This is a genomic window from Runella sp. R0.1_18 (assembly GCF_057652155.1).
In genome coordinates this window covers 519,557-545,574 of sequence record NZ_JBYFCK010000002.1, presented here as the reverse complement: position 1 = coordinate 545,574, position 26,018 = coordinate 519,557, and the positions used below count along the sequence as shown (strand labels likewise).

Below are 26,018 nucleotides of genomic sequence, written 5' to 3'. Positions count from 1 at the left end.
TCGTAAACAGTTACACATTCTCGTTGTTATTTTGATTCTACAAAATATATACGTAAGAAATGAAACAAAGATAGTTAAACTTTGTAAAAAAGTTACATTAAGCTTTTTTACAATTCATTAGCAAACTCGATTGCCTTTCTCAAGGCGGCTAGTTTGTTATTCACTTCTTGCATTTCAGAAGCAATATTTGACTTGGCTACAACTCCCATGCCAGCTTGGTAAAACAAAGTATTGTTTTTACTTAAAAATGTACGAATCGTAATGCAGTGGTTGAAGTCTCCGTTGAAACTAATATGCCCAAGTGCACCGCCATAAATACTTCGATTGGTATGTTCGAGGCGGTTGATGATGGTCATGGCATTGTGTTTGGGTGCGCCCGAAAGCGTTCCTGCGGGGAAGGTATCTGCGACAAGTTGAAGCGGATTTACGCCTGCGTTCATCTTACCAGTTACTTTTGATACAAGGTGGATAACGTGCGAGAAAAACTGCGCTTCTTTGTAAGTTTCTACCTTCACTACATCGCAGCTACGGCTCAAATCATTACGGGCAAGATCAACGAGCATCACGTGCTCGGCCGTTTCTTTGGGGTCAGCGGCTAATTGACGGGCTAGCTCGGCGTCTTTTTCGTCGTCGCCCGTGCGGCGGAAAGTACCCGCAATGGGGTGAATTTCGGCTTGGCCATTTTTGATAAAAATTTGTTTCTCGGGCGACGAACCAAATACTTTGTATCCGCCAAAGTCAAAGAAAAACAAGTACGGCGAAGGGTTTACCGAACGCAAAGCACGGTAAACGTTGAACTCGTCACCTTCAAACTTTTTGCTGAATCTTCTCGATGGTACAATCTGAAAAACGTCGCCGCGCAAGCAGTGGTTGATGCACTGTTGGATGATACCCTCCATTTCGGGGTCGGTTACGTTGCTTTGTTCGCTTTCTTGGGCTTTAAAGCGGAAAGTAGCCATTTTGGGGGCTTTCACAATCATTTCGAGCGAGTCTAAGTCCATTCCCATCGACTTGCTATGATTCGCGTCGTCGCGCGTTACGCCATAATTGTGTTCAAAAAGATATACTTCGTCTTTGAAGTGGTTGAAGGCAATCACAAACCGATACACCCGATACACCATCTGCGGAATGGCATTGTCGGGGGTTTTGTCTTGAATCTCAATGTCTTCAAAATACTCCACCGAATCGTAGGTAATATGGCCAAACAAGCCTCCGTTGATGAAAGGGTGTTCGTTTTTAGGGGCGTCGAAGCGCTGAATAAAATCATGCAACGTCTGCATGGCCTGTTTGCGATAAGGCAAGCGGAACGTTTCTTCGCTTCCATCAGGAAAGGTTTGAGTGACAACGTCTTCGTCGATAACAAAAGAAGCAACGGGGTCGCAAGCGATGACGCTAAAGCCGTGTTCCATGCCGTGATATTCGGCACTTTCGAGCATTACAGTGTAAGGAAACTTATCGCGAAGTTTGAGATAAACGCCCACGGGCGTAAGCATGTCACCCAGCAATTTTTTGCTTTGGGTAGTGATTTTGAAGATTGTGTCGGTGGTTGTCATGTATCATTTGAGATTGAGGTGCATAAAAATAAAAAGCCCGCTGTTTGATGAACAGCGGGCTTTTTTGGGTAAAAAAGTGAGCATAGTGCTATCTGTTCATCTCGGAAAAGAAGAACGCCACCACCAGCTTGTATTTTTTACGTTTGGATTCATGTCACAAAAGTACAATCGTGTTTTAAAAAACCAAATTTTTATTTTGAGAGGTGTTGAGAACCCTTACTTTTTCTTGTAAAAATTATAAATGACCGATACCTGCAACGTGCGGTTGTAGAGCGATTCGGTAGAAGTGCTCGAAATATTGGTAAAGCCGTGTATATAGCGAAGGTTGAGGCTAAAGTCTTCGGCCATGTCCATAAAATCAAAGCGAAGCCCAGAGCCTAAACTAAACTCATTTTTACGAAGGGGAACAATCGTGTTTGGGTTATGAAGCAAGTAGCTAATTTCGGGAGCTACTTCCAACGTAAGACCTTCGGTGATGGTGTAGCCTACCGTTGGTACAAAACTTCCGTAGTTAAAGTTATTGCGAACTACCTGAAACTCACCCTTGAATGTTCCTCCGCGTACAGAAAGCTGTACTTCGGGCTGGAATACCCATTTTCTATCGGGTGTACGATAACGAAAAAACACGCCCAAATTAGGGTGCGATTGGCGTTTTAGGCTGTAAATAAAGTTTGGAGAATAAGTACTCCGAGCAATGTTCAAGCCTGCCTTTACCCCAAAATGTGGTTTAAGATAGAGCGTTTGAGCCGAAGCACCAAAAGTTAAAAACGCTAAAAAAAGTAATAATTTGTGTTTCAAATTCATTGTGATAGTTAATTAAATAGTCTTCTAATTCAAGCTAGGGTCGGTTGGATAATGTGATTTGACCCTATACTCGCCTCCCATTCGTCTCAAAACTGCTCTCCACAGCTGTTCGGAAGGAGTGTCAAATAAAAATGATGGATCAGCATCTGCAACAATCCATGCTTTTTGGTTGATTTCATCCTCCAGTTGTCCGCCCGACCAGCCTGAATACCCAATGAAAAAACGTATATCTCGTTCGGTTATTTTGCCAACGTTGAGAAGGCTTACAATTTGTTCAAAATCACCACTCCAGAAACAGTTTTCGCCTACTGGAATGGCGTCTTCAATAAATGGGAGCTGGTGTAAAAAATGCAAGGTATTTTGCTCGACAGGGCCACCTAAGTACAGCGGAAGGTTGTTGACAACAGGCTCGCGCAAAACGTCGTTTAAGCTCAAATTAGTGGTTTGATTAAGGACTAGCCCAAACGTACCTTGTTCGTTGTGCTCGCACATAAACACAACACTTCGCTCAAAATTGGAGTCGCCTAAGAAGGGTTCTGCAATCAAAAGTTTTCCTGTAGTGGGCTTTTTTATCGGCACAATCTTCGTCTGTTTGTGAAATAAGACCTTTCAGAAGACAAAAATAAGGTTTTTTCTTGGCTACTGAATAGGCATTGAAGGAACTAAGTCGGTAAAAAAATAAGTAGTCGTGATGGCGGTGCCTTCGGCGGTGGTATAATGGTAGGTTTTTTCGACCGTTTCTCCGATTTGAAAACGGATTGGTTCTGAAAAATAAGGAGCGTCAAAAACAAAGGTATGAAACTCCCCGTTTTCACCGCAAGGGTCGATGTGGGGAGGCAAATCTTTGACAAAATCGGCATCCAATACCCGTCCACAAAACGATTTGTCGAGCACATCGCCATTGACACTCACGACGATAGTTTGAAAACCTTTTGCCCAAAAATCATCTAATAATTCGAGTGAAGCCCGTTTCCACAAGGGAAAAACGCCCGTTAACCCTAGGGGTCGCAGTCGTTCTTCGCGGTGTTGCCGAAGGTCTTCCAAAAAAATATCCCCAAAGACCGAATGCGTTATGCCCGATGCTACCAAAGGTGTCAATGTCTCAGCCATACGGTGGTGGTATTCTTCCATCGAAACGGTTTCGGGCAGTCGAAGTTTGACGAGCGGTAGCCTTATGGCCTGCGCTTGTTGGTCAAGAAGTTCTTCTCGCACACCGTGCATCGACACGCGCCCATACGCCTCATTGACGGTCGTCAGTAGTTGCGTTACTTCGAGTGTTGGGTTTTGCAAAACATGATAAAGAGACAAAGCCGAATCTTTGCCTCCCGACCAGTTCATGAGGGTTTTGTGTTTCATTTAACCACTGCTAATTGTGGAAAACGAACTTTGAGTAATTCAAAGCCTCCAAAGAAAAGCGCACCATAGGCAAGCGTACCTGCTAGGAAATTGCGCATGAAAGGAAAACCTTGTGCCAGTGCTTGTTGTAGTCCAGCCCAGTCGCGACTGAGGGGGAGCTGCGTGCGAATGTCAGTTCCGCCGCTTAACCAGACCGTAAAATCAGATAAAACCCAATGAGTGACGGCTGCTGCGATGCTGGCCACGACAATGTTTTTGAGGCTTACCTTTTTTAAAAGTACGTTGCCAAGCAAAACAATCAAAGCAAAGATGCCATACACCCAGTACCAGCCGTCGTAAATAAAACCATATTGGCCGCCATAAATCACGTTATTGATGACCATATCGCTAATAAAAAGGGTCAGAAGAGGGAAAAACAAGGCTTTCCCGCGCTGCGAGAAATAAGCACCCGCAAATAGCCCCATGGCGCCAATGGGCGTGAAGTTGGCAACGGCTGAGGGCTGTGCTACGTTGATAATGCGAATCAAAGCAAGTGCAAGAATGAAGCACAATAGGGTCGTAAAACGAGGATTGATTGATTGTTTCATATTTTTTTGATAAATGGTATAGAAAAAAGGGAAACCCTCTCTTCGGCCTTATCAAAACAAGGCAAAAGAGAGGGTCAGCAAAGTCGCTCTTTAACTGAAGACTACAGAGAAATCGATCAGTATTCGTCTTCGTTGAAGAAGAAGTCGTCTTTGGTAGGGTAATCTGGCCAAATCTCCTCGATACTTTCGTAAGGTTGGCCATCATCTTCAAGTTCTTGAAGGTTTTCGACTACTTCTAACGGTGCTCCTGTGCGAATAGCAAAGTCAATTAATTCATCTTTTGTAGCGGGCCAAGGCGCGTCTTCTAAATAGGAGGCTAGTTCCAATGTCCAATACATACTCTCTTCCTTTTATTGGTTCTAAAATAGGTTAATTATCCAGTCGAATCGTGCAAATCCAACGTTTTTGGGCTGGAAAATGTTGCGAAGGATAGTATTTTTTTTGAATATGTCAAGAAGTTTTTTTTATGCCCTGATAATCAATAAATTACTTTTATGCCATGATAGAATTCTTGCGCTTGGTAGTCCTTCCGAAGCGGGTGCCCATGCCAATCGTTGGGAAGTAGAATGCGCCGCAAGTCAGGGTGGTTCTCAAAGGAAATTCCTACCAAATCGTACGTTTCCCGCTCGTGCCAATCGGCCGTTCGCCAAATGGAGGATACCGAAGGTACCTTTGGCGGTGTGCCATCAGCAGGGCGCTCAACGATGACTTTGATGGCTAAATTATGCTCGTACGGAATCGACGTCAAATGATAAATCACTTCCATCGTGCTGGCCGCAGTGCCATTGTCGATACCCGTGACACAAGCCAAATAATCAAAAAACAGGCGTTCGTCATTGGCCAAAAACTGACACAGCTCCAACAACTGGTTGGCCTGAATTTGTATAATGGGCTGGTTGGCTTTTTGGTTGACGACCGAAAACGAATCTATCCCAAATTGTTCGGTCAGTACCTGCGTTATTTCTGAAAATATCATGAGGGGAAGGGCTCAATTAGGCTACACGTTTTCTTTTTCTATTTCGAGCAAAAGCGTAGGTGCAAGCGGGTGTTCGTTGCTAATTTTTTCCTGTAATTTCAAAAAACCACCAATCAATGCTTCGGGGCGAGGTGGACAGCCTGGCACATATACATCCACTGGGATGATTCTATCTACTCCTTTCACGACGTGATAGCCGTGCTCCCAATAAGGCCCGCCGCAGTTGGAGCAGCTTCCCATCGAAATCACGTAGCGAGGCTCTGGCATTTGCTCATAAAGGCGTCGGATGCGGTCGGCCATTTTGAACGTTACGGTGCCTGCCACAATCATCACGTCCGACTGGCGAGGTGAGGGACGTGGAAAAATTCCGAAACGCTCCAGGTCGTAGTTGGAAGCATACGAGGCCATCATTTCGATGGCACAACAGGCCAAGCCAAATCCCATCGGCCAGAGCGACGAAAGCCGCGACCAATTGAGCAAGTCTTCGACGCTGGTGACAATCACCCCGCCATCTCCTGTTTTGAGTCTATTGTTTTGTAAATCCATGCTACGCGTTGTCGGAGTGCTAAACTTTGACAAAGTTAGGTAAAACGTTGTGAAAGTTAGACGGACTGGGGTTCAAATTGGCCGTTGACAAGGGTAAAAAACTGACTTTGAATGGCTTGTCGCTCTGTGAGGTAATTGTTGTAATGAGGATAAAACCGTAACCGCTCGTCGATGGTTTGGTCGTGGACTCCCTGCAAGCCAAGCATCAACTCACAACCTTCGCGCACGGCAAAGTTTCCGCCGTCTTGGGCTGTGATGTAATCAACAAGCTTGTTTTTGATGACGTACTGCTGAAAAAGTGGGTTGCCTTTGTGGCGTATCAAAATCCGCACGCCGCATTGCTCGGCGATGGACAAGTCGAGGGCGTCGTCAAAAAAGAAAGCCACTTCGCTGGCTTTCAGTCCTCGGCTGCTCATAAAATGTTCGAGTGCTTCGATTTTATGTTTTATCCGAAAATAACAAGCATGGTAATGTTCTCGTTGCACGAGCTGGAATGAAAGCAAGTTGCGCTCGCCCGAAATGACCGCCGTGTAAGGCATGGACGCTTGCGAAAGCCACCAGCCAAAACGCAGGAGGTTGGTTCCCATGGAGTCAACTTCGCTAAAATTGCTGCTGCCTTGTTCGTTTTTGGTGCCGTCGTTAAAGACGCCGTCCCAGTCAAAAATAAAGGCTTTGACCGACGATAGTTTTTCGGCCAATTCAGAAACTGGCGTAATAAATTCTCCCCCAAGTTGGGTAAAAATAGCGCTTATGTCAGAAGTCATAAATAAAAAAATACTACAAAAACTTTGTATAACAATATTTTGAGTCGGTGGTTGTATCTGTAATAAAAACCGAAGAACTTGCGTTCGTTATTCAAACTAAAATCCAAACTCGAAATGAAAAAAGTAAAAGTAGTGCTTTTCATGACATTTTTGTCGCTTCAACTCTTCGCACAAGCAAATCCAGACGCATGTTTAGGAACGTGGTTGACGGGATCTAAAAAAGGACACGTTCAAATCTACAAACAAGGTGACAAGTATTTTGGTAAAATTATTTGGCTCAAAGAACCCAACGATGAAGCTACGGGCAAACCCAAGTTGGATAAAAATAACCCTGATGCACAAAAAAAATCGCGTCCAATCTTGGGCATGATTAATTTGAACAACTTTAAATACGATGGTGATAACGTATGGGAAGGTGGGAAAATCTACGACCCTGAAAATGGAAAAGAATATAGTTGTAAAATGAAATTGGTGAGTGCTAATCAGTTGGATGTAAGAGGCTTTATTGGCGTATCGCTCATAGGCCGAACCGATAGTTGGACAAGAGTGAAGTAACGAATGAACAATATCAGAGGAAAAGGTTGTTGCACAAGAGCAACCTAAAACAATAAACTCGTGAATACGCTTTTTCCTGTTTTTTTGAAATTAGAACAACTTCACGTACTCATCGTAGGTGGTGGGTACGTGGGGTTGGAAAAACTAACGGCCGTGTTGGCCAATTCTCCCCAAACGCAAGTAACGCTCATTGCCCCCGAAATCCGCGAAGAAATTAAAGAACTTGCCGCTTCGCACCCCAGCGTTGAATTGATTTATGCCCGTTACGAACCGAATTTCTTGGAAGGTCGCGATATTGTAATTGTTGGCACTAACGACAAAGCCGTCAATCACCAAGTACAGCAAGATTGCAAAGCCCACAAGATTTTGGTCAACGTGGCAGATACCCCTGAGCTGTGTGATTTTTATTTGAGCTCGGTTGTGAAAAAGGGGGATTTAAAAATAGCGATTTCGACCAATGGCAAATCCCCGACCTTCGCCAAACGCTTTCGCGAGGTGTTAGAAGAGATTTTGCCCGATTCGCTGCAAGCAACGCTGGATAACTTGCAACAAATTAGGAATAAACTCAAAGGAGATTTTCAGGATAAGCTCGAAAAACTCAACGAAATCACCAACGTGATGAAATAGTGTTTAAAACAGATTTAGCGAAAAAGCCTTGTCTTTGAAAACAAAGAAATAGAGCAGCCCAAACAAGATGAGGTAGCTGATAATAAGCCACTTCTTCTTTTGTTCAAACTCCTCGTGGTGGTGGTAGTAGTCGTAATACATGGACGCGGAAAGACCAAAAATCATGAAAAATCCACACATGACGGCGCAGTGGATGCGGTACGCCACAAATTCGTGGAGAAAACTTGCTCCCAACAAAATGTAAAGAAGCCACAGACCAAAGCCTGTACGGTACAAATAGACGCTCAAACGGCGGTCGTTTTTGATGTCAAAAAGTTTATCTAACATAATTCGGAAGGCTGTTTTTTAGTAAAATTAGTTAGTTTTGTAGTAAAAGTCAAGTTTCTACGAACCCTATACGTTCATGCCTTTAAAAGTCTTGGTGATTCGGTTTTCTTCCATTGGTGACATTGTACTGACGACGCCCGTGGTACGATGCCTCAAAACGCAACGTCCTGATATTGAACTCCATTACGTAACCAAGGCTTCGTATCGGTTTTTGATTGCCGACAATCCCTACATTGACAAAATTCACGTGCTGGAAGAAAGCCTTTGGGGGCTAATTGGGAAGCTGCGGCAAGAGAAGTTTGATGTGGTCATCGACTTGCACAATAACCTCCGTACCCTGCAATTAAAAACGGCATTGGGAGTCGAATCGTATAGTTTTAATAAGTTAAACTGGGAAAAATGGCTGTTTGTCAACCTAAAAGTCAAGGCCATGCCCAATGTCCACATTGTCGATCGGTACCTTGATGCCGTCCGAAAGCTAGGGGTTGTCAATGATGACCAAGGTCTCGATTATTTTATTCCCTATAAAGACATCATTGAACCCGATTGGCTGCCTATCACGCACCAAAATGGCTATGTCGCCTACGCCATCGGTGGGCAACACGAGACCAAAAAACTGCCGCTGGAGCGGATGATTGAGCTTTGTCAAAAAATTAATTATCCGATTGTGTTGTTAGGAGGAAAAGAAGATACCGAAAATGGCGAAGCGATTGAACGGGCGTTGGGAAAACAACGGGTGTATAATGCGTGCGGCAAATGCAATTTCAATCAGTCGGCGTCGCTAGTGCAGCAATCAAAATTGGTTTTTAGCCACGATACGGGCCTGATGCACGTGGCGGCGGCTTTCAAGAAAAAAGTGTATTCGATTTGGGGTAATACCGTACCTGAGTTTGGAATGTACCCTTACCAAACCAACTTTGTGATTCTGGAAAACCGCCAACTTGATTGCCGCCCGTGTTCTAAAATTGGCAATAAGCGTTGCCCGAAAGGACATTTTAAGTGCATGAACGAGCTTTCGCTTCAGTTTGAAATCAAAGAGCTTAAACCACAACAGCGGCCATAAGGCGGCCAATCAGCGCGGTGATTTTTTCCAAGCCTTCGGCGTCCACTTCTGAAAAATCATTGAGCTGGTCGCTGTCAACATCAAGCACCATCGCTACCTCGCCGTTGGCCCCAAAAACGGGTAAAACAATTTCTGATTTTGAGGCCGAACTGCACGCAATGTGCCCAGGAAACTCTTCTACGTTGGGTACAATAATGGTTTCGCGACGGGTATAACAAGCACCACAAACGCCTCGATGGTACTGGATGCGCGTGCATGCAATCGGGCCTTGGAAAGGGCCAAGTACCAGTTGCCCGTTTTTAGAGAGATAAAACCCTACCCAAAAAAATCGAAATGCCTCTTTGAGCGCTGCTGCAATATTGGCAAGGTTGGCAATGAGGTCAGTTTCTCCTTCCACAAGGGCCTCAATTTGTGGATAAAGGTGCTCATAAATAAGAGCGCGGTCGGTTGTTTGCGGAAGATGAAGTGTTTCGGCCATCCGTTGATATTCTTTACATTTGTGGTTGTTCGACTTTTACTTTAACCCCCTATTGACGTGTTTTGGCGAGCCACTTCTAAGTTTATTCTAAAGAATCGTACGGTACTACTGGGTTTGGTGGTGCTGCTGACGGGTTTTATGGGGTTTCAAGCCTCCAAAGTTCGGCTTTCTTACGAATTAGCCAAAATTTTACCCGCTTCAGATACAAATTTTCAGCTGTACGAAGCATTCAAAGCAAGGTACGGTGAAGATGGGAATGTACTTGTGATGGGCGTAGCAACCGACCAAATGTTTCAGCGGGAAGTATTTAGTAGCTGGTACGAACTCAATGAAGCAATTAAAAAAATTGAAGGCGTGAAGGAGGTAGTTTCTAACGCTTCCTTGAAGGAAATTGTCCGAAATGATAGCCTAAAACGCTTTGATTTTGTACCTATTGTCGCTCAAAAACCACGCTTACAGTCGGAAGTTGACTCAATACGACTAAAAATCAACCGACTGCCTTTTTACCAAGGCTTTATCGTCAGCGAAGACGGCAAGGCGCATTTGATGGCTGTCACCCTCGACCAGCACAAACTCAATGATGAAAGTAGGGGAGAATTGTTAGAGGCGATTTTAAAAGCAACGGCTGCCTTTGAGCAAAAGCACTCTTTAAAAGTACATTTGTCGGGGTTGCCTTACATTCGTACCGAATTTTCGGCCAAAGTAAGCCGTGAAGTCGTAATGTTTACCATTTTGGCAGTGCTGGTAACGGGGCTCATTTTAATGTTTTTCTTTCGGTCGTGGTGGGTGATGCTGATTTCCTTGGGCGTGGTGCTGATGGGGGTGGTGTGTAGCGTAGGCTACATGGTGTTGTTTGGGTACGAAATTTCGCTGCTGACAGGGCTGATTCCCTCGCTCATGGTGGTGATTGGGGTGCCTAATTCCATTTTTTTGACCAATAAATACCACGAAGAGTTTGGCAAAACCAAAGACAAGTCGCAAGCTTTGGCAACGGCGGCGGAGAAAATTGGAGAAACCACTTTTTGGGCCAATATGACCACCTCCATTGGGTTTGGCGTATTCTATTTGACGGGCAGTAAGTTGTTGGTGGAGTTTGGATTGATCGCGTCTTTGAGCGTGATGACAATGTACGTGATTTGTTTGGTGTTAATCACTATTTTGTATAGTTACCTTCCCGCACCCAACGCCAAGCACCTTGCGCGTTTGGAAGGAAAATTTGTCAGCCGTTTTCTTCAAAAAGTCAATGATTTGGTGAAGCACCGCCGTCGGTTCATTTACTTGACAGTCGGTGTTTTAGTCTTGGTGTCGGCCTATGGGCTAAGCCGAATCACGGCGATCGGATTTATTGTGGATGACTTACCCAAAAATGACCCCATTTTGACCGATTTACAATTTTTTGAACGCCATTTTCACGGAGTCATGCCTTTTGAAGTAAGCATTGACACGGGGCGGCCTGGGAGGGTATTTGCGCCGCAGACGTTGACCAAAATACGGCAGATGCAAAAAGAATTTGCGACGCATCCTGAGTTTACCAAGCCGCTGTCGTTGGTCGAAGCCATCAAGTTTATTTATCAAGCCTATCGTGGCGGAGATCCCAAGTATTTTGTGCTTCCTGGGGCGTTGGAGTTGAACAAGCTGGCCGAATACACGGGGGCGACCAAAGGAACGGAAGCTAGCTTTGGAAGTTCTATGGATACGACGCGCCGTTATACGCGGGTGAGTTTTCAGGTGGCAGATATTGGCACCAAACGCATTGATGCCTTGTATGACCTGCTTCAACCTAAAATTGACAGCATTTTTAACATCAATCCCGAGACAGGAGGATGGGTTGACAAAGAAGACCGATACGAAGCCAAAATTACGGGCAATAGTGTTGTGTTTACCAAAGGCAACGATTATTTGCTCCAAAACCTCATCGAAAGTACGTTATTGGCCATTGGGTTGATTTCGGTACTGATGGTGGTTTTGTTTGGAAATTGGCGAATGATTTTGATTGCCATCATTCCTAGCTTGGTTCCGTTGGTGATTACGGCGGGCATTATGGGTTTTGCAGGAATTCACCTTAAACCCTCAACAACGCTCATTTTTAGCATTGCTTTTGGGCTTTCGTCCGACGGAACAATTTACTTTTTGACCAAATACAAAGACGAATTTCGGAACAAAGGCCGAACCGTTGCCGAGGCCGTTTCTCAAACAATTCAGTTTACGGGAATCAGTATGTTTTACACGGCTATTATACTCTTCGTAGGATTTGCTATTTTTACAGCTTCGACGTTTAAAGGCACAGTGGCGTTGGGAATTTTGGTTTCTATTACCTTGTTAATGGGAATGTTGTCCAATTTAATCCTTCTTCCTGCGTTTTTGTTGTGGATAAATAAAAAACTAGAACAATGAAAATACTTTTTAATATCATACTCATCTTCATTATGTTGGTGGCCTTTGTTCCTGCGTTCCGCCGCTTTCTGTTTTGGCTGTTGGTGGGGCGTCAGTTGGTCAAAGAGCAACGTAAAAATACCCCAACGGCCCAACAACGCCGTGAGGGTGAGATTAGGGTAGAGAAAAAACCTTCTAATTCGGGCACATCGCGTTTCGATGGTGGCGAATACGTGGATTACGAGGAAGTGAAAGACTAACCCTTTCTTTGGATATATTATGTGGGACTGGCTTTCTTTGGAGTGGTTTACGTTGGTAAAACTACGCGCATTCTCGTGGGCACATCCGTACTATTTGTACGGTATTTTGGCCATTCCCGTGGCATTTTGGCTACGAAATGTGTTTCATGCAGGAGCGGTTCAGCGGTTAGGAATCACATTTGTCGATAAAGATGCGCCCAGAAGCTGGTCAGTGGCGCTGCGGTATTTGTTTCCTGTGACGGGTTTTCTTGCCTTAAGTTGTTTACTAATAGCACTTGCGCGGCCACAATTAATCAACACCTTGACCGAAAGAGATGCCGAAGTGATAGACATCATGTTGGCTTTGGACATTTCGGATTCGATGTTAGAAAAAGATTTACCTCCCAACCGCTTGGTATCGGCCAAAAGCGTCGCCAAATCGTTTATTGGCGGTCGTTTACAAGACCGAGTGGGGTTAGTGGTGTTTGCGGGAGAAGCATTTACGCTTTGTCCGCTTACCAATGACTACGAACTAATTTATGGTTTTCTGGAGGAAGTAAATCACCGTATGATTACCGTGGCTGGAACGGCCGTGGGGAGTGCTTTGGCGGTTTGTATCAACCGGCTGCGAGAAAGCCTAGCGAAGTCAAAAGTTGTTATTTTATTGAGTGACGGAGAAAATACCGCAGGAAATCTTGACCCAACCACCGCCGCGCAACTTGCCAAAGCCTTTGGCATACGGGTTTATACCATTGCCGTTGGTAAACCATTTATTAGCAGGGCCGTACGCGATTCTGTAGGAACAAAGCTGGTGCATTCGGTAGCCGACGAGGCCATGCTCAAAACCATTTCTTCTACCACCAATGGCCATTTCTATCGAGCTACCGACAATACCACGCTTGCACAAGTGTTTCGCCAAATTGACCGATTGGAACGAGTCAATGTTAAAAATCGACGTTACCAAGAAGTCAAAGATTATTATCGAATTTACCTCAATTGGGCGATTACCTTCTTCTTAGGTTTGCTCCTGCTCAAGGCCACTTTCGTGGCCAACGTCTTGGAAGATTAATTGTCCACCACCGCTACTGCCACTTGCGTTTTGCCCGCCCTGGCAATGGGGTCAGGTACTCCGTCGGGGTCGTTGGAGGCGGTTCCTGAGGTTGGAATATTGATCCCCTTAATTAAAAGTAAACCTGCCACGTGTGGTGCCGCCATAGAAGTGCCCGAAAGAATCGCATAACGGCCATTGGAATAGGTGGAAAGAATACGAACCCCATAGGCGGCGACATCCACGGCGTCGTTGCCATAATTGGAAAAGCTTGCAAAACGTCCCGTGCTATCTACCGCTGACACCGTGAAAATATTGCTGTGATTAAGTCTTGCGGGCGAAAAACCGCTGGCCAGCTTGGCGTCGTTTCCTGCGGCAATGGAAAACAAAATCCCCAAATTTGCGGCAGCCTGCACTTCGCGGTCGAGGGTGGTTGAAATACCTTCAAGTCCCAAACTCATATTGACAACGTCGCCCGCTTTGCCATTTTGGCGAATGTAGGTAAGTGCCGAAATTACGCTCGACAGTCGCCCTTCGCCTAACTGGTCTAGTACTTTGAGCGCCACTATTTTGGCGCCCGACGCAACGCCCATTACTCCCAAGGTGTTATTTTTTGCCCCAATAATACCCGCTACGTGGGTGCCGTGCCCGTTGTTGTCTTCGGCAGTAGTGATGCCGCTGATGAAGGATTGGCTGCGTTGGGTGTCGATGTTGAGGTCAGGGTGGTCGAGGTCAACGCCCGTATCAATGACCCAGACTGTTTTTTCTTGGAAGTTTTCTCCGTTGCCATACCCTGTTTTTTTGACGTTCCAAGTAACAGAGGTCGAACTTACTACTTCCAAACACGAACATAAGCCTACTTTTCGGTCGGGCTCAACGAGCTCTATGCTAGGGTCAGTTTGGAGGGAATGAAGTTCCGCTGGGGTGAGGCTGGCAAAAAAGCCTTCGCGGTGTCCTTTGAAGGTGGTACGAATAGCTTTTGAGGAAAGGTTGTATTTCTGCCGCAATTGGTCAGAAACGGCGGCTATTCGGGCAGTAGTGCTGGACGTGCTGGAAGCTTCTTTGAGCGTAATAATGTATTCACCCTCAATAATATCGCCGCTGGTGGCGGAAGCAGTCACGAGGCAATCAGCCGCGGGGGCCGTTGACGTAATTTCACGCTGGCAGCTTGCAAGCCCTACCAAAGTCAGGAGTACGATTACTTTTTTCATTCTGTGTTAAGACGGGTTGGTTAAGAAAAAAGTAAACGTAATGGGTCATAAAGAAGCGACGAAGAGGTGAATAAAGATTGGTAAATGGTTTGAAAATTAACGCAGTTGTCCCTCAAAAATTGTTGTATAAACAAAAAGCGGCAGCACTTCGATGGAGAAATGCTGCCGCTTTTGAAGCCTAAGACGTGCTTATTTTTTGGCTTTAGCTGCGTCTTTTTCTTTGTATTCTTTGTTAAGTCCTTCTACGATTTTCTTGGTTACGTCAAGGCTGGCATCGGCAAACAAAATACCGCCTCCTTTGCTGTAGCCCAGTACAAACTCGTAGCCACTTTCTTTGTTGTATTTTTTGATGTAATCAAAAATGTTGGTATAAAACTCTTCGGTTTTTTTCAAACGTTCTTCTTCCAACTTACGAAGTTGCTCATCGCGGTATTTCGTAATGTCTTGCTCTTCTTTACCTAACTGCGCTTGCGCTGCTTGTGCTTGATCTTGTGAAAGAGCCCCTTGTTGGGCACGTTGTTGGAAGAAAGCCACTTTATTTTGGAACGTGCGTCCTTTGTTGGCTAGGTCGTTTTCCAATTGAAAGCCTTTACTTTCAAACTCTTTTTGAAAGTCTTTGTAATAATCATAGTTTTTGAGAAGCGAATCAGCTTGCACATAAACGATTTTTTTGCCTTTTGCGGCATCAGGAGTGCTGCTGCTATCTCCCCCTGAAGAGTGATGTTGGAAGTGTTGGTATCCCAAAAAAACGACGGCCAAAGTCAAAACTGCATTCCAAATAAGTAGTCCGTTTTTCACTGTAAAATTGTTTTAAAGTTTTTAAAAGTTGATCGTAAACAAGTCCCTTTCATCGTTCAATTTGTAAAGAGTTGATTTCCAAAAATTTACTTTAAAATGAAATGAGATAGTTCCAATGGTGACAAAAATAGAAAAAACCATTCCCTTAAAAAAACTTTCGCTCACCAAAAGGACATTTGCCTTTATGGTGAGCGAACAGACTGCTTAGTAGGTGGCCGTTATTTCTTCCAAGCCAGGGCATTGATATGTTGTCCTACTTTTTTACCTTCTTTCAGGCCAGTGTCGTTGTCTTGGAAGGTATGAATACCGCCGAGAAAGCGCGAATAGGCTGATTCAGAAGCGGCTTCTTGGAGCGATTTAAAGCTTCGGGCTTTAAAATCAACGTTTCGTTTGGTGTCTTTTACGCGTTTTACGTGGGAGTCATCTACAAAGGCAAACGAAGTTCCGAAAACCCCTTCTAATGCTACAGCCGAGGCCGATGACTGGGTAGCATGGCCTGAGGCATACCCAGGAAACGGTGGTGCAGGCCAGAATGGAACCCAACTAGGGTCGATTGCACGGCGTACAAAAGTATAAGGGCGCTCGTTGTTGAACATATACTTGCATTTCCAACATATAATAAAAGCGTCGGCGACTGCAATACCCGTACGGGCCAATGCTTCGGCGGCTTTGTCCAGTTTTACATTGCTAGTTTTGATGGCAATTTTCGCGATGTTATACGAGTGACCAGGAGGCGTAAATGTCTCGCTTGGATCGTCGGCCCACCAGATTGAGATTTCCTTTTCAGTTTGGGTGAGGCTAATGTTTTTCTTGTAAACATCGTAGTATTGCTGGAAGTAAGGCGAATTGACCTGCGTCGAAATCGTCAGAGGTGCAGGGGGAGTTAGCAGTCCATTGGCGGCGATGAATGTACGATTTTGCCCCCAATACGGTAGCATTGGGATGGTGCGCCCATTTTCGGTTGGCTGCCACGCCCCTGGAAAAACAGGCACTTTGTAGGTGGTGGGGAAGTTACGGTTAAACCCCTCGTGTCCACCGTCGCTTTTTGACCAGTCAAAAATAGCTTTTCCAATGGCGTATCCAAATGCTTCCGAACGCTCTACGATGGCTTGGCTGCTTCCTGCAATGAGCTCATTGCGAATGGCCGTTCCGAGCGAATCAATTTTCTTCTTGGTAGCTTCGTTGGCAGTAGGCCAGAGGTTTTTGGCCATATAAATTTGAGCTGCATTGGCGCTGGCTGCCCAGTTGTATTCTTGATTAGTTTCGGGTACTGGCAACTCTGTTAAACCATTTAATTGCTTGACCAGCGAACGATTGTCCTTGATACCAGGCACAACGGCTTCGTACATGGCTACTCCTGCATACCCCAAGGCGCGTGCGGCCACAGGTGGCGTAAATCCAGTGCTGTTTTGCGTAAGCACCAAATCCATTTCGGCCCACTTGGTAGCTACGTCAGCACTGTAGGTTTCGGTTCCTTTTGAATTGGCAGTAGGAGTAGGTTCGACGGGTTCTTGAGAAGCGTCACGGCAACTATATATCGTCAAAGCAACCAAAGCGGCAACCGCTGTGGGTAATTTTCTTCTCAGTGATCTAAAAAATAGACTGTTTTTCATACTTATTCGTCTTTAATAGGTAAGGCGTATAACGAAAAAGTGTATATCAAAAATAATGCCAAACGAAGTAAACGTTTGGCAAAGAGGGTATTAAATAAAGTATCAGTGTTTATTGTACTAATGGAAATGCGCCTTCTGCGTGTTTATATGCCATTTCGACGTAATGAGCAGCGCTTTCAAGAAGCTTTTTGGCATAGGTTTCGGGAAGTTGCTTGATGATTTTCCCTGGCGTACCTACAACCATCGAAAAATCAGGTATTTCCATGCCCTCAGTCACAAGGGTATGGGCGCCTATGATGCAAAATCTCCCAATTTTGGCGTTGTTCAGAATCGTTGCACGCATTCCAATCAGCGAGCCGTCGCCAACAATGGCGCCGTGTACAATCGCTCCATGCCCCACCGTGACATCTTCACCAATGATGGTTGGAGAACCAAAATCAGCGTGAAGAACGGCCGTGTCTTGGATGTTGCTACGGGCACCGATGCTGATTTTTTCCACATCGGCACGAATTACCGCGCCGTACCAAACCGATGCCCCTTCGCCGAGGGTTACTTGGCCCATTACACAGGAAGTAGGAGCAATGAACGCAACGCGACTCATAATGTTGTCGATTTATAAATGATTGGAAATGACTTCCTTAATATCATTGATGATTTTTTTTGCAAGATGGTTGGCCGTAGATTCCGTTTCTGATTCAGAATAAATCCGAATGATGGGCTCGGTGTTAGATTTGCGTAAGTGAACCCACTCTTTGTCAAATTCAATCTTTACACCATCGATGGTATTAACGGGATTTTTGGCGTATTTCTGGCTAATTTTTTCGAGAACCTTGTCCACGTTGATGTCAGGTGTGAGCTCAATTTTATTTTTAGAAATAAAATAATTGGGGTATGTACTTCTAAGAATAGCAATTGATTTTCCGAAATTAGCCAAGTGCGTTAAGAATAACGCAATACCAACAAGGGCATCGCGGCCGCTGTGTAAAGCAGGATAAATTATACCTCCGTTGCCTTCGCCACCGATGACGGCATTTTGCGCTTTCATCATTTCTACAACATTCACCTCCCCTACCGCAGCGGCAAAATACTGCGCTCCTGCCTTGAGGGTAATGTCACGGAGTGCGCCCGTAGATGATAAGTTAGAAACCGTATTTCCGAGGGTATGTTTCAACACATAGTCGGCCACAGCTACGAGGGTATATTCTTCACCAAAGGGAGAGCCATCTTCGCAAATCAAAGCCAAACGATCGACGTCGGGGTCAACAACGATACCGAGGTCGTAGTGGCCGCGTTTGAGTTCGCTGCTGATTTCGATTAAGTTTTCGGGAAGAGGCTCAGGGTTGTGGGCAAAGTTTCCCGTAGGCTCGCAGTTGATGAGTTTGATGTTTTCCTTTTTTACGCCCAAAGCTTCCAACAGCATTGGTACGGCAATCCCTCCCGTTGAGTTTACGGCATCGACCGCGATTTTGAAATTTTGCGCAGCAATAGCCTCTTTATCGACCAATGGCAAGTCAAGAATCAACTCAATGTGTTTCTGAAAATAAGTGTTATCTGTTCGGTAGCTTCCTAATTTACGGACTTCGGCAAAATCAAAATCTTCACTTTCGGCCAAAGCAAGTACATCCGCCCCGTCTTGACCCGAAATAAATTCGCCCGCACTGTTGAGGAGTTTGAGGGCATTCCATTGAATTGGATTGTGGCTTGCCGTGAGAATGATGCCCCCTGCGGCATTTTCGAGCGGTACGGCAATTTCTACCGTGGGAGTAGTTGAAAGTCCTAAGTCGATTACTTCAAACCCAATGCCTTGAAGGGTAGAGGCCACAAGCTTAGAAACCATTTCGCCCGAAAGGCGTGCATCGCGACCAATCACAATGCGTAAATTATTAGGCCGAGAGCGTTTGAGCCAAGTTCCAAAAGCTGCTGCAAACTTTACAACATCAATAGGCGTAAGCGAATCTCCCGTCTTACCTCCAATCGTACCACGAATACCCGAGATTGATTTTATTAGAGCCACTTTATTTTATTTTTTTACTGTCTTATGATGGGGTCAAAAGTAGTAATTTTTGGTCATAAACAGGTGCTTCTTGCAAAATCCAACGACTTTTACGAAGTTCGCCCTTTAATCTGTTTAACACTCTAATTTTTACAAGATTATGCGTAAGTGGCTCTTTCTTGTGATTTTCTTCCTGATTTTAGGAGGAATTTTCTATTATGTTACATTTGGTTATTACAGCGACGGTACGCGCGTAGGCTCACTGGTGAAGTTGAGCCGCAAAGGATACGTTTTTAAAACTTACGAAGGTCAGTTGATGGTAGGAGGAATGTCGGATGGAACAGGAACATTTAATTCTACCACTTGGGATTTTTCAGTGGATGGAGACAACGAAGCGGTGGTAAATGCCCTAAACGAGTCACAACGGACAGGGCAAAGGGTATCGCTTCATTACGAAGAGAAATTTTTTAAGCTTCCTTGGAATGGAGATACGGAGTATTTCGTCATTTCGGTGGAGTTAATTCCTGCCCCAAATGTTCCTCGACAGGTACTACCAACGCCGCAACCTGAACCACAAACGGCTCCTGTGGACACGACCAAAGCGATTTAATTTATTGACTAAAAAATATATTGTCGAGGCATAAACGCTTCGACAATTTTTTTCTATATGCGTTTACATTGGCTTGGAGTACTTATTGTGTTGATTGCAGGGTGGGTGCTTGTTCATGACATCACCGTCTGGAAGGACGTTGAATTTGGAGATGAAACCACCTATTTGGGCTCAGGTCTGACGTTTTCTGTCCCATTTATTGGAGGGGTACAATGGGGCCCTTTGTATGCTGCTTGGTATGCTTTTTGGCATTTGTTTATCCCCGATAGCCTCGATTTGTACTACGCCAACTGGGCTATTTTAAGCGTTATAGCGGGCGTTGTTAGCTTTTTGTGGTTTCGCTCACTGAAGGTATCGGTGGCAGTGAGCGCGTGGTTAGCGGTGCTGTTTTTATTTTCCAACCAAAACCTTCCGCTCAACCCTAAAATTTCTATTGCCCCCTTCTGCCTGATTTTAGGAGCGCTTGCGCTGGTTCATTTCAACACATGGCCTCAGTACTTGCGCTTTTTGGTGGTGGCATTTACAGGGTTGGTTTGCTCCTACATTCGCCCCGAATTTTACGTGTCGTTTCTTGGTGGAACGGCCATAGCATTGGGGTGGTTGTGGAAAGAAGCTTCCAAAGGTGAAATTCGATGGTTGCCTTTGGGGAGTTTTGCTGTAGCTTCTTTGGTGTTACACTTGCTCTTTGGTAATCCCCTGTTCGGAGCCGACGACAACCGTAGCACAGTAGCATTTCAGCAGCATTTTGTGGTAAATTACAGTGCGTGGAACCATCAGCCTGAGCCTAGTACAATTGAATCGCAGTTAAAGCTATTTCATAAAGTATTGGGAGATGATGTCCAAACCTTTGCCGATGCAGTCAAAAAACAGCCTCAATGGGCGTTTAAACACGTTTTTACGAATATCACACATAGCCTAACGGCCAATGTTAAAAATGCGGTGGACACGTTTTATCAAACTCTTTTTCGGGGATGGTACTCGCGCTCGCGAACGGTTTTCGTAGGTTTAATTGCCTTGATATTTGCTGCTTGTGTGGATTACCGTCGCACTTTTCAAAATTTTCAGAAAACCGCAGTCGATTTTTGGGGGTTTATAGCGGTGCTGGTGTTGCTGCTACCGTCGCTCATTGCTACCGTCCTAATTTACCCGCGTACACATTACTTGGTATTTCATTTGATTCTCATTTTCTGGTTGTTAGCCCAAGTCGTAAAACGAATTGTGTTGCGCGATTTGCCAATGTTTAGCCAATCTTTGCAAGGAACGGTCGCTTTGGGCGTCTTGCTTATATTTGTGGGAATTCGGTATTTCTCGTATTCTCAACCTCTTCCCACTCCTATTGCCGACAACGTTCGGTTTATCAAAGCCATTCAGCCTACAGCACGTTTACGCGTTCTTGAGCGTGATTGGTATCGGGTTTTTCTCAAAGAGGAATCTGATTGGATTCACGTGGAAGAATATACTTCGGGTAATTTTACGGACTTCGTAAAATCTAAAAACATTAATTTCATTCTGATGACCCAAGATATGCAAATATATTTTGCGAAAGATGCTGGTTTTCAGTCGTTTTTGGCCAATCAAGCTTCATTAGGATTTAAAAAGTTTTCAACCAATTCAACAGGAGATTATTTACTCATTAAACAAACTGTTAAACCATGAAAAAGTGGATTCTTTTTTGTGTTGTAGCACTACAACATACCCTCTATGCCCAAGTTGATTGGGTAAAGGAAAATTACACCAAAACCGAATACGATATTCCAGTTCGTGATGGCGTGAAGTTGCACACCATCGTTTATGTGCCCAAAGACGCGTCGGCGTCTAATACCTATCCGTTTTTGATGCAACGGACGTGCTACAGCGTGGCGCCTTACGGCGAAGGCAAATTTCCTGGGCAATTAGGCCCCAATAAGTTTTTAATGAAAGACAAGTATATCTTTGTTTACCAGGATGTTCGTGGGCGTTATATGAGCGAAGGTACTTGGACAAACATGACTCCGCAGATTGCGGATAAAACCAAACCAACGCAGGTGGATGAATCATCTGATACGTACGATACGATAGATTGGTTGGTGAAAAACGTGGCCAATAACAATGGTCGCGTTGGTCAGTGGGGTATCAGTTATCCAGGGTTTTATACGGTGGCAGGCGCGTTGAGCCAGCATCCAGCCCTCAAGGCTTCGTCACCCCAAGCGCCTGTTTCAGATTTTTATTTCGATGATTTTCACCACAATGGTGCTTTTACGCAAGGCTATTTCTTGACGTTTCCTGTGTTTGGGATTCAACACCAAAAACCTACCACAGCGCACTGGTGGATGCCGCAGATGATTCAAGAAAAAACCAAAGACGGCTATCAGTTTAACCTTGATTTGGGCTCTCTCAAACATTTTGATAAATATTACAAAGACAACTTCTTTTGGCAAGAACACAAAGATCACCCCAACTACGACGAGTTTTGGCAGAAACGCAGCATTATTCCGCATTTAAAAAACGTGAAACACGCCGTGATGACGGTAGGAGGCTGGTTTGATGCCGAAGACTTGTACGGGCCACTGACGGTTTATAAAACCCTAGAAAAAAACAATCCTTCGACCTACAATACGTTGGTGATGGGGCCTTTTGGGCACGGTCGGTGGTCGGCCGAAACGGGGCATACGCTGCATAGCAATGTGTATTTTGGAGATAGTGTGGCCACGTTTTATCAACGAGAAATTGAGCGTACGTTTTTCAACCACTTTTTGAAAGGTGCGGGCGATGGAAAAACGGGCTTGCCCGACGCGTACTTGTTTAATACTGGCAAGAAGCAATGGGAGAAATTTGAACGTTGGCCTGCCGCTGTTGCCGAAAAGAAAACCTTGTATTTCCACGCCAATGGTAAGTTGTCGTTTGAAGCGCCAACACAAGCCGCATCAAATACAGCCTACATCAGCGACCCGCTCAAGCCAGTGCCGTACATTGAAGATAATACCGAAACCATGGGCTTCACGCCGTTTAATTACATGTCGGAAGACCAGCGTTTTGCGGCGCGTCGTACGGATGTGCTGACGTTTCAGACCGAACCACTTACCGAAGATGTAACCCTGGGAGGAGAAATAATGGCCAAACTCAAGATTAGCACGACAGGCTCGGATGCCGATTTTTTTGTGAAGCTAATTGATGTCTATCCTGGTGATGAACCTAATCATGCTTTTATGCCTAATAAGAACGTCATTTTAAGCAATTATCACCAGATGGTGCGTAGCGAAATTATGCGTGCTCGTTTCCGAAATTCGTTTGAAAAACCCGAAGCTTTGGTGCCTAATAAAGTAACAGATGTGAACTTCCGCTTGCAGGATGTACTGCATACTTTTAAGAAAGGACACCGCATTCAGATCCAAGTTCAGAGTACCGCTTTTCCACTTTTTGACCGAAATCCTCAAAAATTTGTGCCTAATATTTACGTTGCAAACGACTCAGATTTTATCAAAGCAACGCACACAGTTTATCACCAAAAAGGCGCTTCAAGTGCCGTTGAAGTGCAGATTTTGCGTTAGAATTGGTATATTTCTATTGGGATATAAAAAGAGACCAGATTTGTAATTCGCTGTTAATCAGCCAATTTTAATTTTATTTTTTTGGAGGGTATAATAGAAGCCATTAAATTTGTATTCTATTATACCCTACTCATAAGTGAAATTATTATGTCGAAGAAGCCCTTTGTGGGGCTTCCTCTTGATGATTGTATCCGTCACTCACACCTTTTCTCAAGGCAAAGTTAGTTTCAAAGTAACTGAAATAATATGCCCCAAAGTGTGTGAGGGAGAAAGCCGTTATCGAATTGTTTTCAGCTTGATAGATGCTGAAATCAGTACGAATAAAGGCCGTATTCAAAATGATACCATCGTGGACATTGATCCTAGTTTTGACTACAAAGTAATGGTGACAATTCGGCCAAACGACACCACCGAGCTCGCCCGTCAAGAAGTAATTCCGCTCCCTATTTGCGACCCTATTTTACCCGACGCTCCCTTGGCAGTTAGCCAAAGTACCTGCGAAGGGCAGCCTATTCCTCCCCTAATTGCGTTCCCAAAGGACAATGAAACCGTCGATTGGTATGATAAACCAACGGGTGGGACATTGTTGGCAAAAGGAATATTACAGTATATTCCGACTAACTCTGGTATGTATTATGCCGAAACCCGCCGCCTTGATTCTGGATGTAAAAGTTTGGGTCGAACACCTGCTCGTTTGGACATTCAAAGGACGATGTGCGTTCCGATAACCGTCAAAAAAGTAAGGCGGTAATTTTTTTTGCTTTTAGGGGAAAACCAACCTTCTTTCCTCATGAAAGCACTTCTCTGCAAACAGTACGGAACTCCCGATAGCCTCCTCGTTGAAGACATAGCACCACTTGCTCCTAAGGCAGATGAGGTGGTTATTACGGTCAAAGCCTGCGGAGTTAATTTTCCCGATACCCTTATCATTCAAGGGAAATACCAGTTTAAACCTGCGTTTCCTTTTTCGCCTGGTGGTGAGGTCGCAGGAGTGGTCAAAGAAGTAGGCGAAGGCGTAAAGCACCTCAAAGCTGGAGACGATGTATTTGCCATGCCAGGCTGGGGCGGGTTTGCGGAGGAACTGGCCGTGAAAGCCAACCGAGTATTTCGGATGCCGCCTAAAATGGATTATAAAGTGGCTTCTTCATTGATGTACACGTACGGAACCTCGTATCATGCCCTGAAAGACCGCGCCGAACTGAAAGCGGGTGAAACGCTGCTCGTACTTGGTGCGGCTGGAGGTGTAGGGTTAGCGGCTGTTAATTTGGGCAAAATCATGGGGGCAAAGGTGATTGCAGCGGCGTCGAGCGAGGAAAAACTGGAGCTCTGCAAGTCGTACGGTGCTGATGCCGTAATCAATTACTCAAAAGAAGACCTGCGCGAACGCCTAAAAGAAATAACAGGTGGTGGTGTGGACGTGATTTACGATCCTGTAGGGGATAAATATGCCGAACCTGCGTTGCGTGCGATGAACTGGAAAGGACGATATTTGGTGGTAGGCTTTGCCGCAGGACAAATACCGTCGATTCCGCTCAATTTGGCACTTCTAAAAGGTTGCGCTATTGTTGGCGTGTTTTGGGGAGCTTTTGCCGAACGAGAGCCTAAAGCTAATTTTCAGAACATTACGGAGTTGTTTCAATGGTACCAAACGGGCGAACTCAAACCCCATATTCAGAAAACATACTCGCTCGAAGAAGCCCCGCAAGCGCTGTACGACATGCTCGAACGCCGAGCGATGGGGAAATTAGTCGTTGTTCCATAGCGTGTAGGGGTTGTGAGCAACCCCCTGTGTTATCTCAAAGAAATAGTCTTTCCTGTTTTAGCAGATTGCACGGCAGCATCCAAAATCTCAACCACCACTTGGTTGATTTCGAGGGAAGATAAATCTTTCTTGGGAGTGATTTCGCCTTTGATGACCGCAGCAAAATAAGAGAAAGGGTCGTTGTATGGTGCCGAAAGTGGCGTGAGTGTTTGCAATTTTTCGGGGGCGTCGCGTTGTGCGCCGTCTCCCTGCCGAACGCGCATTTGGAGGGTTTTGTCACAGACAACGTACCCTTTTTGCCCATAAATTTCGATGTCTTTGCGGTCAAAAGGCCAGTTCCACGAAGCTTGAATGACGGCTTGAGCGTGCGGATAGGTAAGAATGATAGTGGCTTCGTCGTCCACCTTGGGGTAAACAGCAGGTTTGATTTGTTGGGTAATGGCCGTGACCAACAGCGGGCGTTCGCCTTGCATGAGCCATGTCATTAGATTGGCGCCATAGCACCCAAAATCAATAATGGCTCCTCCTCCATTCATCACAGGATCGGTGAGCCACGACAAAAAATCTTCGGAGCAACCAATTTCTCGGGGTCCTTTGTGACCATCGTGAACCACTACCTTCCGAATTTCGCCCAACGCATTTTGTTCTTTTATCATCCGATAGGCTTCTTGATGGCTGGCGTACCAGGTTGTTTCAAAGTTGGTCAACAATTGAATTTTGTGCTTTTGAGCTAGCTTAACCATGGCTTCGGCGTGTTCACGATTCACGGCCAACGGTTTTTCAACCATCACATGAATACCTTTTGGCGCGCAGATTTCCACCACTTGTTTGTGTTCGTAAATGCTATTAAAAGCACAAACGGCTTCGGGTTGCGTGGCGGCAATCATGGCTTCGAGCGACGGATACCACAGTTTTTCTGACAATTTATAGCGTTTCAAATAACGCATCGCTAACTCACGGTTGGGCTCGGCCACTCCCACGATTTCGACATCCCCTTTGTCGGGGCGACTCAGAATTTGATGGACGTGGTCGTGGGTAAATCCTGCCACACCCAACCGAAGCGGTTTGGCTTCGGCCAGTAAACTACTAATAATCAGTAAGAGAAAAACTTGCAGCGATTTCATAGGAGAAGGGTATTTTTAATAAAAGAACATTGTTTACAAACCTCCCCATTTCTAGCATAAAAAAAGCGAGTAACCTCCTAAGAG

28 protein-coding genes are annotated in these 26,018 nt (G+C 45.1%); 11 read left to right on the top strand and 17 right to left on the bottom strand.

Going from position 1 to position 26,018, the window contains the following annotated elements; all coding sequences use genetic code 11:
• Positions 1-107: 107 nt before the first annotated feature.
• The 9 genes from AC23P2_RS05060 to AC23P2_RS05020 form a co-directional block, all read right to left on the bottom strand.
• Positions 108-1,553: an anthranilate synthase component I family protein gene (locus AC23P2_RS05060; RefSeq protein ID WP_487772188.1), complete on the bottom strand. Its 1,446-nt coding sequence runs from the start codon at positions 1,551-1,553 to the stop codon at positions 108-110.
• A 216-nt stretch (positions 1,554-1,769) separates the two neighbouring features.
• Complete coding sequence (locus AC23P2_RS05055; protein WP_487772187.1) at positions 1,770-2,357, bottom strand: outer membrane beta-barrel protein; 588 nt, start codon at positions 2,355-2,357, stop codon at positions 1,770-1,772.
• A 24-nt stretch (positions 2,358-2,381) separates the two neighbouring features.
• Entirely contained in the window at positions 2,382-2,903 is a 522-nt protein-coding gene (locus tag AC23P2_RS05050) for a YqgE/AlgH family protein (RefSeq protein ID WP_487772186.1), read from the bottom strand.
• 93 nt (positions 2,904-2,996) lie between these two features.
• A complete protein-coding gene (locus tag AC23P2_RS05045) occupies positions 2,997-3,713 on the bottom strand; it encodes a Dph6-related ATP pyrophosphatase (RefSeq protein WP_487772185.1) in 717 nt (238 codons plus the stop codon).
• The gene (locus AC23P2_RS05040) at positions 3,710-4,300 is read right to left on the bottom strand and encodes a DUF6580 family putative transport protein (protein WP_487772184.1); all 591 of its coding nucleotides are present in this window, start codon (positions 4,298-4,300) and stop codon (positions 3,710-3,712) included. The genes AC23P2_RS05045 and AC23P2_RS05040 overlap by 4 nt, the downstream gene beginning before the upstream one ends.
• A 116-nt stretch (positions 4,301-4,416) precedes the next feature.
• Positions 4,417-4,638 (bottom strand): DUF2795 domain-containing protein, encoded by a 222-nt coding sequence (locus AC23P2_RS05035; protein WP_013927448.1) that lies wholly within the window; start codon positions 4,636-4,638, stop codon positions 4,417-4,419.
• A gap of 140 nt (positions 4,639-4,778) precedes the next feature.
• On the bottom strand, positions 4,779-5,276 hold the full coding sequence (locus AC23P2_RS05030) for an NADH-quinone oxidoreductase subunit C (protein ID WP_487772183.1): 498 nt from the start codon (positions 5,274-5,276) through the stop codon (positions 4,779-4,781).
• A 21-nt stretch (positions 5,277-5,297) separates the two neighbouring features.
• Positions 5,298-5,822: an NADH-quinone oxidoreductase subunit NuoB gene (gene nuoB / locus AC23P2_RS05025; RefSeq protein ID WP_028522406.1), complete on the bottom strand. Its 525-nt coding sequence runs from the start codon at positions 5,820-5,822 to the stop codon at positions 5,298-5,300.
• A 56-nt stretch (positions 5,823-5,878) separates the two neighbouring features.
• On the bottom strand, positions 5,879-6,586 hold the full coding sequence (locus AC23P2_RS05020) for a phosphatase (RefSeq protein WP_183978881.1): 708 nt from the start codon (positions 6,584-6,586) through the stop codon (positions 5,879-5,881).
• Between the two features lie 114 nt (positions 6,587-6,700).
• On the opposite strand from AC23P2_RS05020, the gene AC23P2_RS05015 reads away from it, so the two are divergent.
• Positions 6,701-7,141 carry a DUF2147 domain-containing protein gene (locus AC23P2_RS05015; RefSeq protein WP_487772182.1) on the top strand — a complete coding sequence of 147 codons (441 nt, stop codon included), beginning with the start codon at positions 6,701-6,703 and terminating at the stop codon, positions 7,139-7,141.
• Positions 7,142-7,201: 60 nt separating this feature from the next.
• Positions 7,202-7,768, top strand: coding sequence for a precorrin-2 dehydrogenase/sirohydrochlorin ferrochelatase family protein (locus tag AC23P2_RS05010; RefSeq protein ID WP_487772181.1), 567 nt, complete (start codon positions 7,202-7,204; stop codon positions 7,766-7,768).
• 3 nt (positions 7,769-7,771) lie between these two features.
• Here the strand turns inward: AC23P2_RS05010 and AC23P2_RS05005 are convergent, their stop codons facing one another.
• Entirely contained in the window at positions 7,772-8,095 is a 324-nt protein-coding gene (locus AC23P2_RS05005; RefSeq protein WP_183978887.1) for a hypothetical protein, read from the bottom strand.
• A 76-nt stretch (positions 8,096-8,171) separates the two neighbouring features.
• On the opposite strand from AC23P2_RS05005, the gene AC23P2_RS05000 reads away from it, so the two are divergent.
• The gene (locus AC23P2_RS05000) at positions 8,172-9,158 is read left to right on the top strand and encodes a glycosyltransferase family 9 protein (RefSeq protein ID WP_487772180.1); all 987 of its coding nucleotides are present in this window, start codon (positions 8,172-8,174) and stop codon (positions 9,156-9,158) included.
• Here the strand turns inward: AC23P2_RS05000 and AC23P2_RS04995 are convergent.
• Positions 9,136-9,636 carry a GAF domain-containing protein gene (locus AC23P2_RS04995; RefSeq protein WP_487772179.1) on the bottom strand — a complete coding sequence of 167 codons (501 nt, stop codon included), beginning with the start codon at positions 9,634-9,636 and terminating at the stop codon, positions 9,136-9,138. The genes AC23P2_RS05000 and AC23P2_RS04995 overlap by 23 nt on opposite strands.
• A gap of 57 nt (positions 9,637-9,693) precedes the next feature.
• On the opposite strand from AC23P2_RS04995, the gene AC23P2_RS04990 reads away from it, so the two are divergent.
• The 3 genes from AC23P2_RS04990 to AC23P2_RS04980 are packed head-to-tail and all read left to right on the top strand — an operon-like array spanning position 9,694 to position 13,317.
• Positions 9,694-12,030, top strand: a complete 2,337-nt coding sequence (locus AC23P2_RS04990) for an efflux RND transporter permease subunit (RefSeq protein ID WP_487772178.1) — start codon at positions 9,694-9,696, stop codon at positions 12,028-12,030.
• Positions 12,027-12,269, top strand: coding sequence for a DUF4834 domain-containing protein (locus AC23P2_RS04985; RefSeq protein ID WP_472489660.1), 243 nt, complete (start codon positions 12,027-12,029; stop codon positions 12,267-12,269). The genes AC23P2_RS04990 and AC23P2_RS04985 overlap by 4 nt, the downstream gene beginning before the upstream one ends.
• Before the next feature lie 19 nt (positions 12,270-12,288).
• Positions 12,289-13,317, top strand: coding sequence for a VWA domain-containing protein (locus AC23P2_RS04980; protein WP_487772177.1), 1,029 nt, complete (start codon positions 12,289-12,291; stop codon positions 13,315-13,317).
• Here the strand turns inward: AC23P2_RS04980 and AC23P2_RS04975 are convergent.
• The 5 genes from AC23P2_RS04975 to glmM all read right to left on the bottom strand — a co-directional run bounded on the left by AC23P2_RS04975 (position 13,314) and on the right by glmM (position 18,932).
• Positions 13,314-14,507 carry a S8 family serine peptidase gene (locus AC23P2_RS04975; protein ID WP_487772176.1) on the bottom strand — a complete coding sequence of 398 codons (1,194 nt, stop codon included), beginning with the start codon at positions 14,505-14,507 and terminating at the stop codon, positions 13,314-13,316. The genes AC23P2_RS04980 and AC23P2_RS04975 overlap by 4 nt on opposite strands.
• Before the next feature lie 189 nt (positions 14,508-14,696).
• A complete protein-coding gene (locus AC23P2_RS04970; RefSeq protein ID WP_028522416.1) occupies positions 14,697-15,305 on the bottom strand; it encodes an OmpH/Skp family outer membrane protein in 609 nt (202 codons plus the stop codon).
• A 218-nt stretch (positions 15,306-15,523) separates the two neighbouring features.
• Positions 15,524-16,918: a vanadium-dependent haloperoxidase gene (locus tag AC23P2_RS04965; protein WP_487772175.1), complete on the bottom strand. Its 1,395-nt coding sequence runs from the start codon at positions 16,916-16,918 to the stop codon at positions 15,524-15,526.
• A 109-nt stretch (positions 16,919-17,027) separates the two neighbouring features.
• Complete coding sequence (locus tag AC23P2_RS04960) at positions 17,028-17,519, bottom strand: gamma carbonic anhydrase family protein (protein ID WP_487772174.1); 492 nt, start codon at positions 17,517-17,519, stop codon at positions 17,028-17,030.
• Positions 17,520-17,531: 12 nt separating this feature from the next.
• Positions 17,532-18,932: a phosphoglucosamine mutase gene (gene glmM, locus AC23P2_RS04955; RefSeq protein WP_487772173.1), complete on the bottom strand. Its 1,401-nt coding sequence runs from the start codon at positions 18,930-18,932 to the stop codon at positions 17,532-17,534.
• 139 nt (positions 18,933-19,071) lie between these two features.
• On the opposite strand from glmM, the gene AC23P2_RS04950 reads away from it, so the two are divergent.
• From AC23P2_RS04950 to AC23P2_RS04930, 5 genes are all read left to right on the top strand, one after another.
• Positions 19,072-19,521 (top strand): hypothetical protein, encoded by a 450-nt coding sequence (locus tag AC23P2_RS04950; RefSeq protein ID WP_028522420.1) that lies wholly within the window; start codon positions 19,072-19,074, stop codon positions 19,519-19,521.
• A gap of 57 nt (positions 19,522-19,578) precedes the next feature.
• Positions 19,579-21,177, top strand: coding sequence for a hypothetical protein (locus AC23P2_RS04945; protein WP_487772172.1), 1,599 nt, complete (start codon positions 19,579-19,581; stop codon positions 21,175-21,177).
• Positions 21,174-23,048, top strand: coding sequence for a CocE/NonD family hydrolase (locus AC23P2_RS04940; protein WP_487772171.1), 1,875 nt, complete (start codon positions 21,174-21,176; stop codon positions 23,046-23,048). Before AC23P2_RS04945 ends, AC23P2_RS04940 begins: the two co-directional genes overlap by 4 nt.
• 136 nt (positions 23,049-23,184) lie before the next feature.
• Positions 23,185-23,799 carry an immunoglobulin domain-containing protein gene (locus AC23P2_RS04935; protein ID WP_487772170.1) on the top strand — a complete coding sequence of 205 codons (615 nt, stop codon included), beginning with the start codon at positions 23,185-23,187 and terminating at the stop codon, positions 23,797-23,799.
• 39 nt (positions 23,800-23,838) lie between these two features.
• Positions 23,839-24,810, top strand: coding sequence for an NADPH:quinone oxidoreductase family protein (locus AC23P2_RS04930; RefSeq protein ID WP_487772169.1), 972 nt, complete (start codon positions 23,839-23,841; stop codon positions 24,808-24,810).
• Positions 24,811-24,839: 29 nt separating this feature from the next.
• Here the strand turns inward: AC23P2_RS04930 and AC23P2_RS04925 are convergent, their stop codons facing one another.
• Positions 24,840-25,934 carry a Gfo/Idh/MocA family protein gene (locus tag AC23P2_RS04925; protein ID WP_487772168.1) on the bottom strand — a complete coding sequence of 365 codons (1,095 nt, stop codon included), beginning with the start codon at positions 25,932-25,934 and terminating at the stop codon, positions 24,840-24,842.
• Positions 25,935-26,018 lie beyond the last annotated feature (84 nt).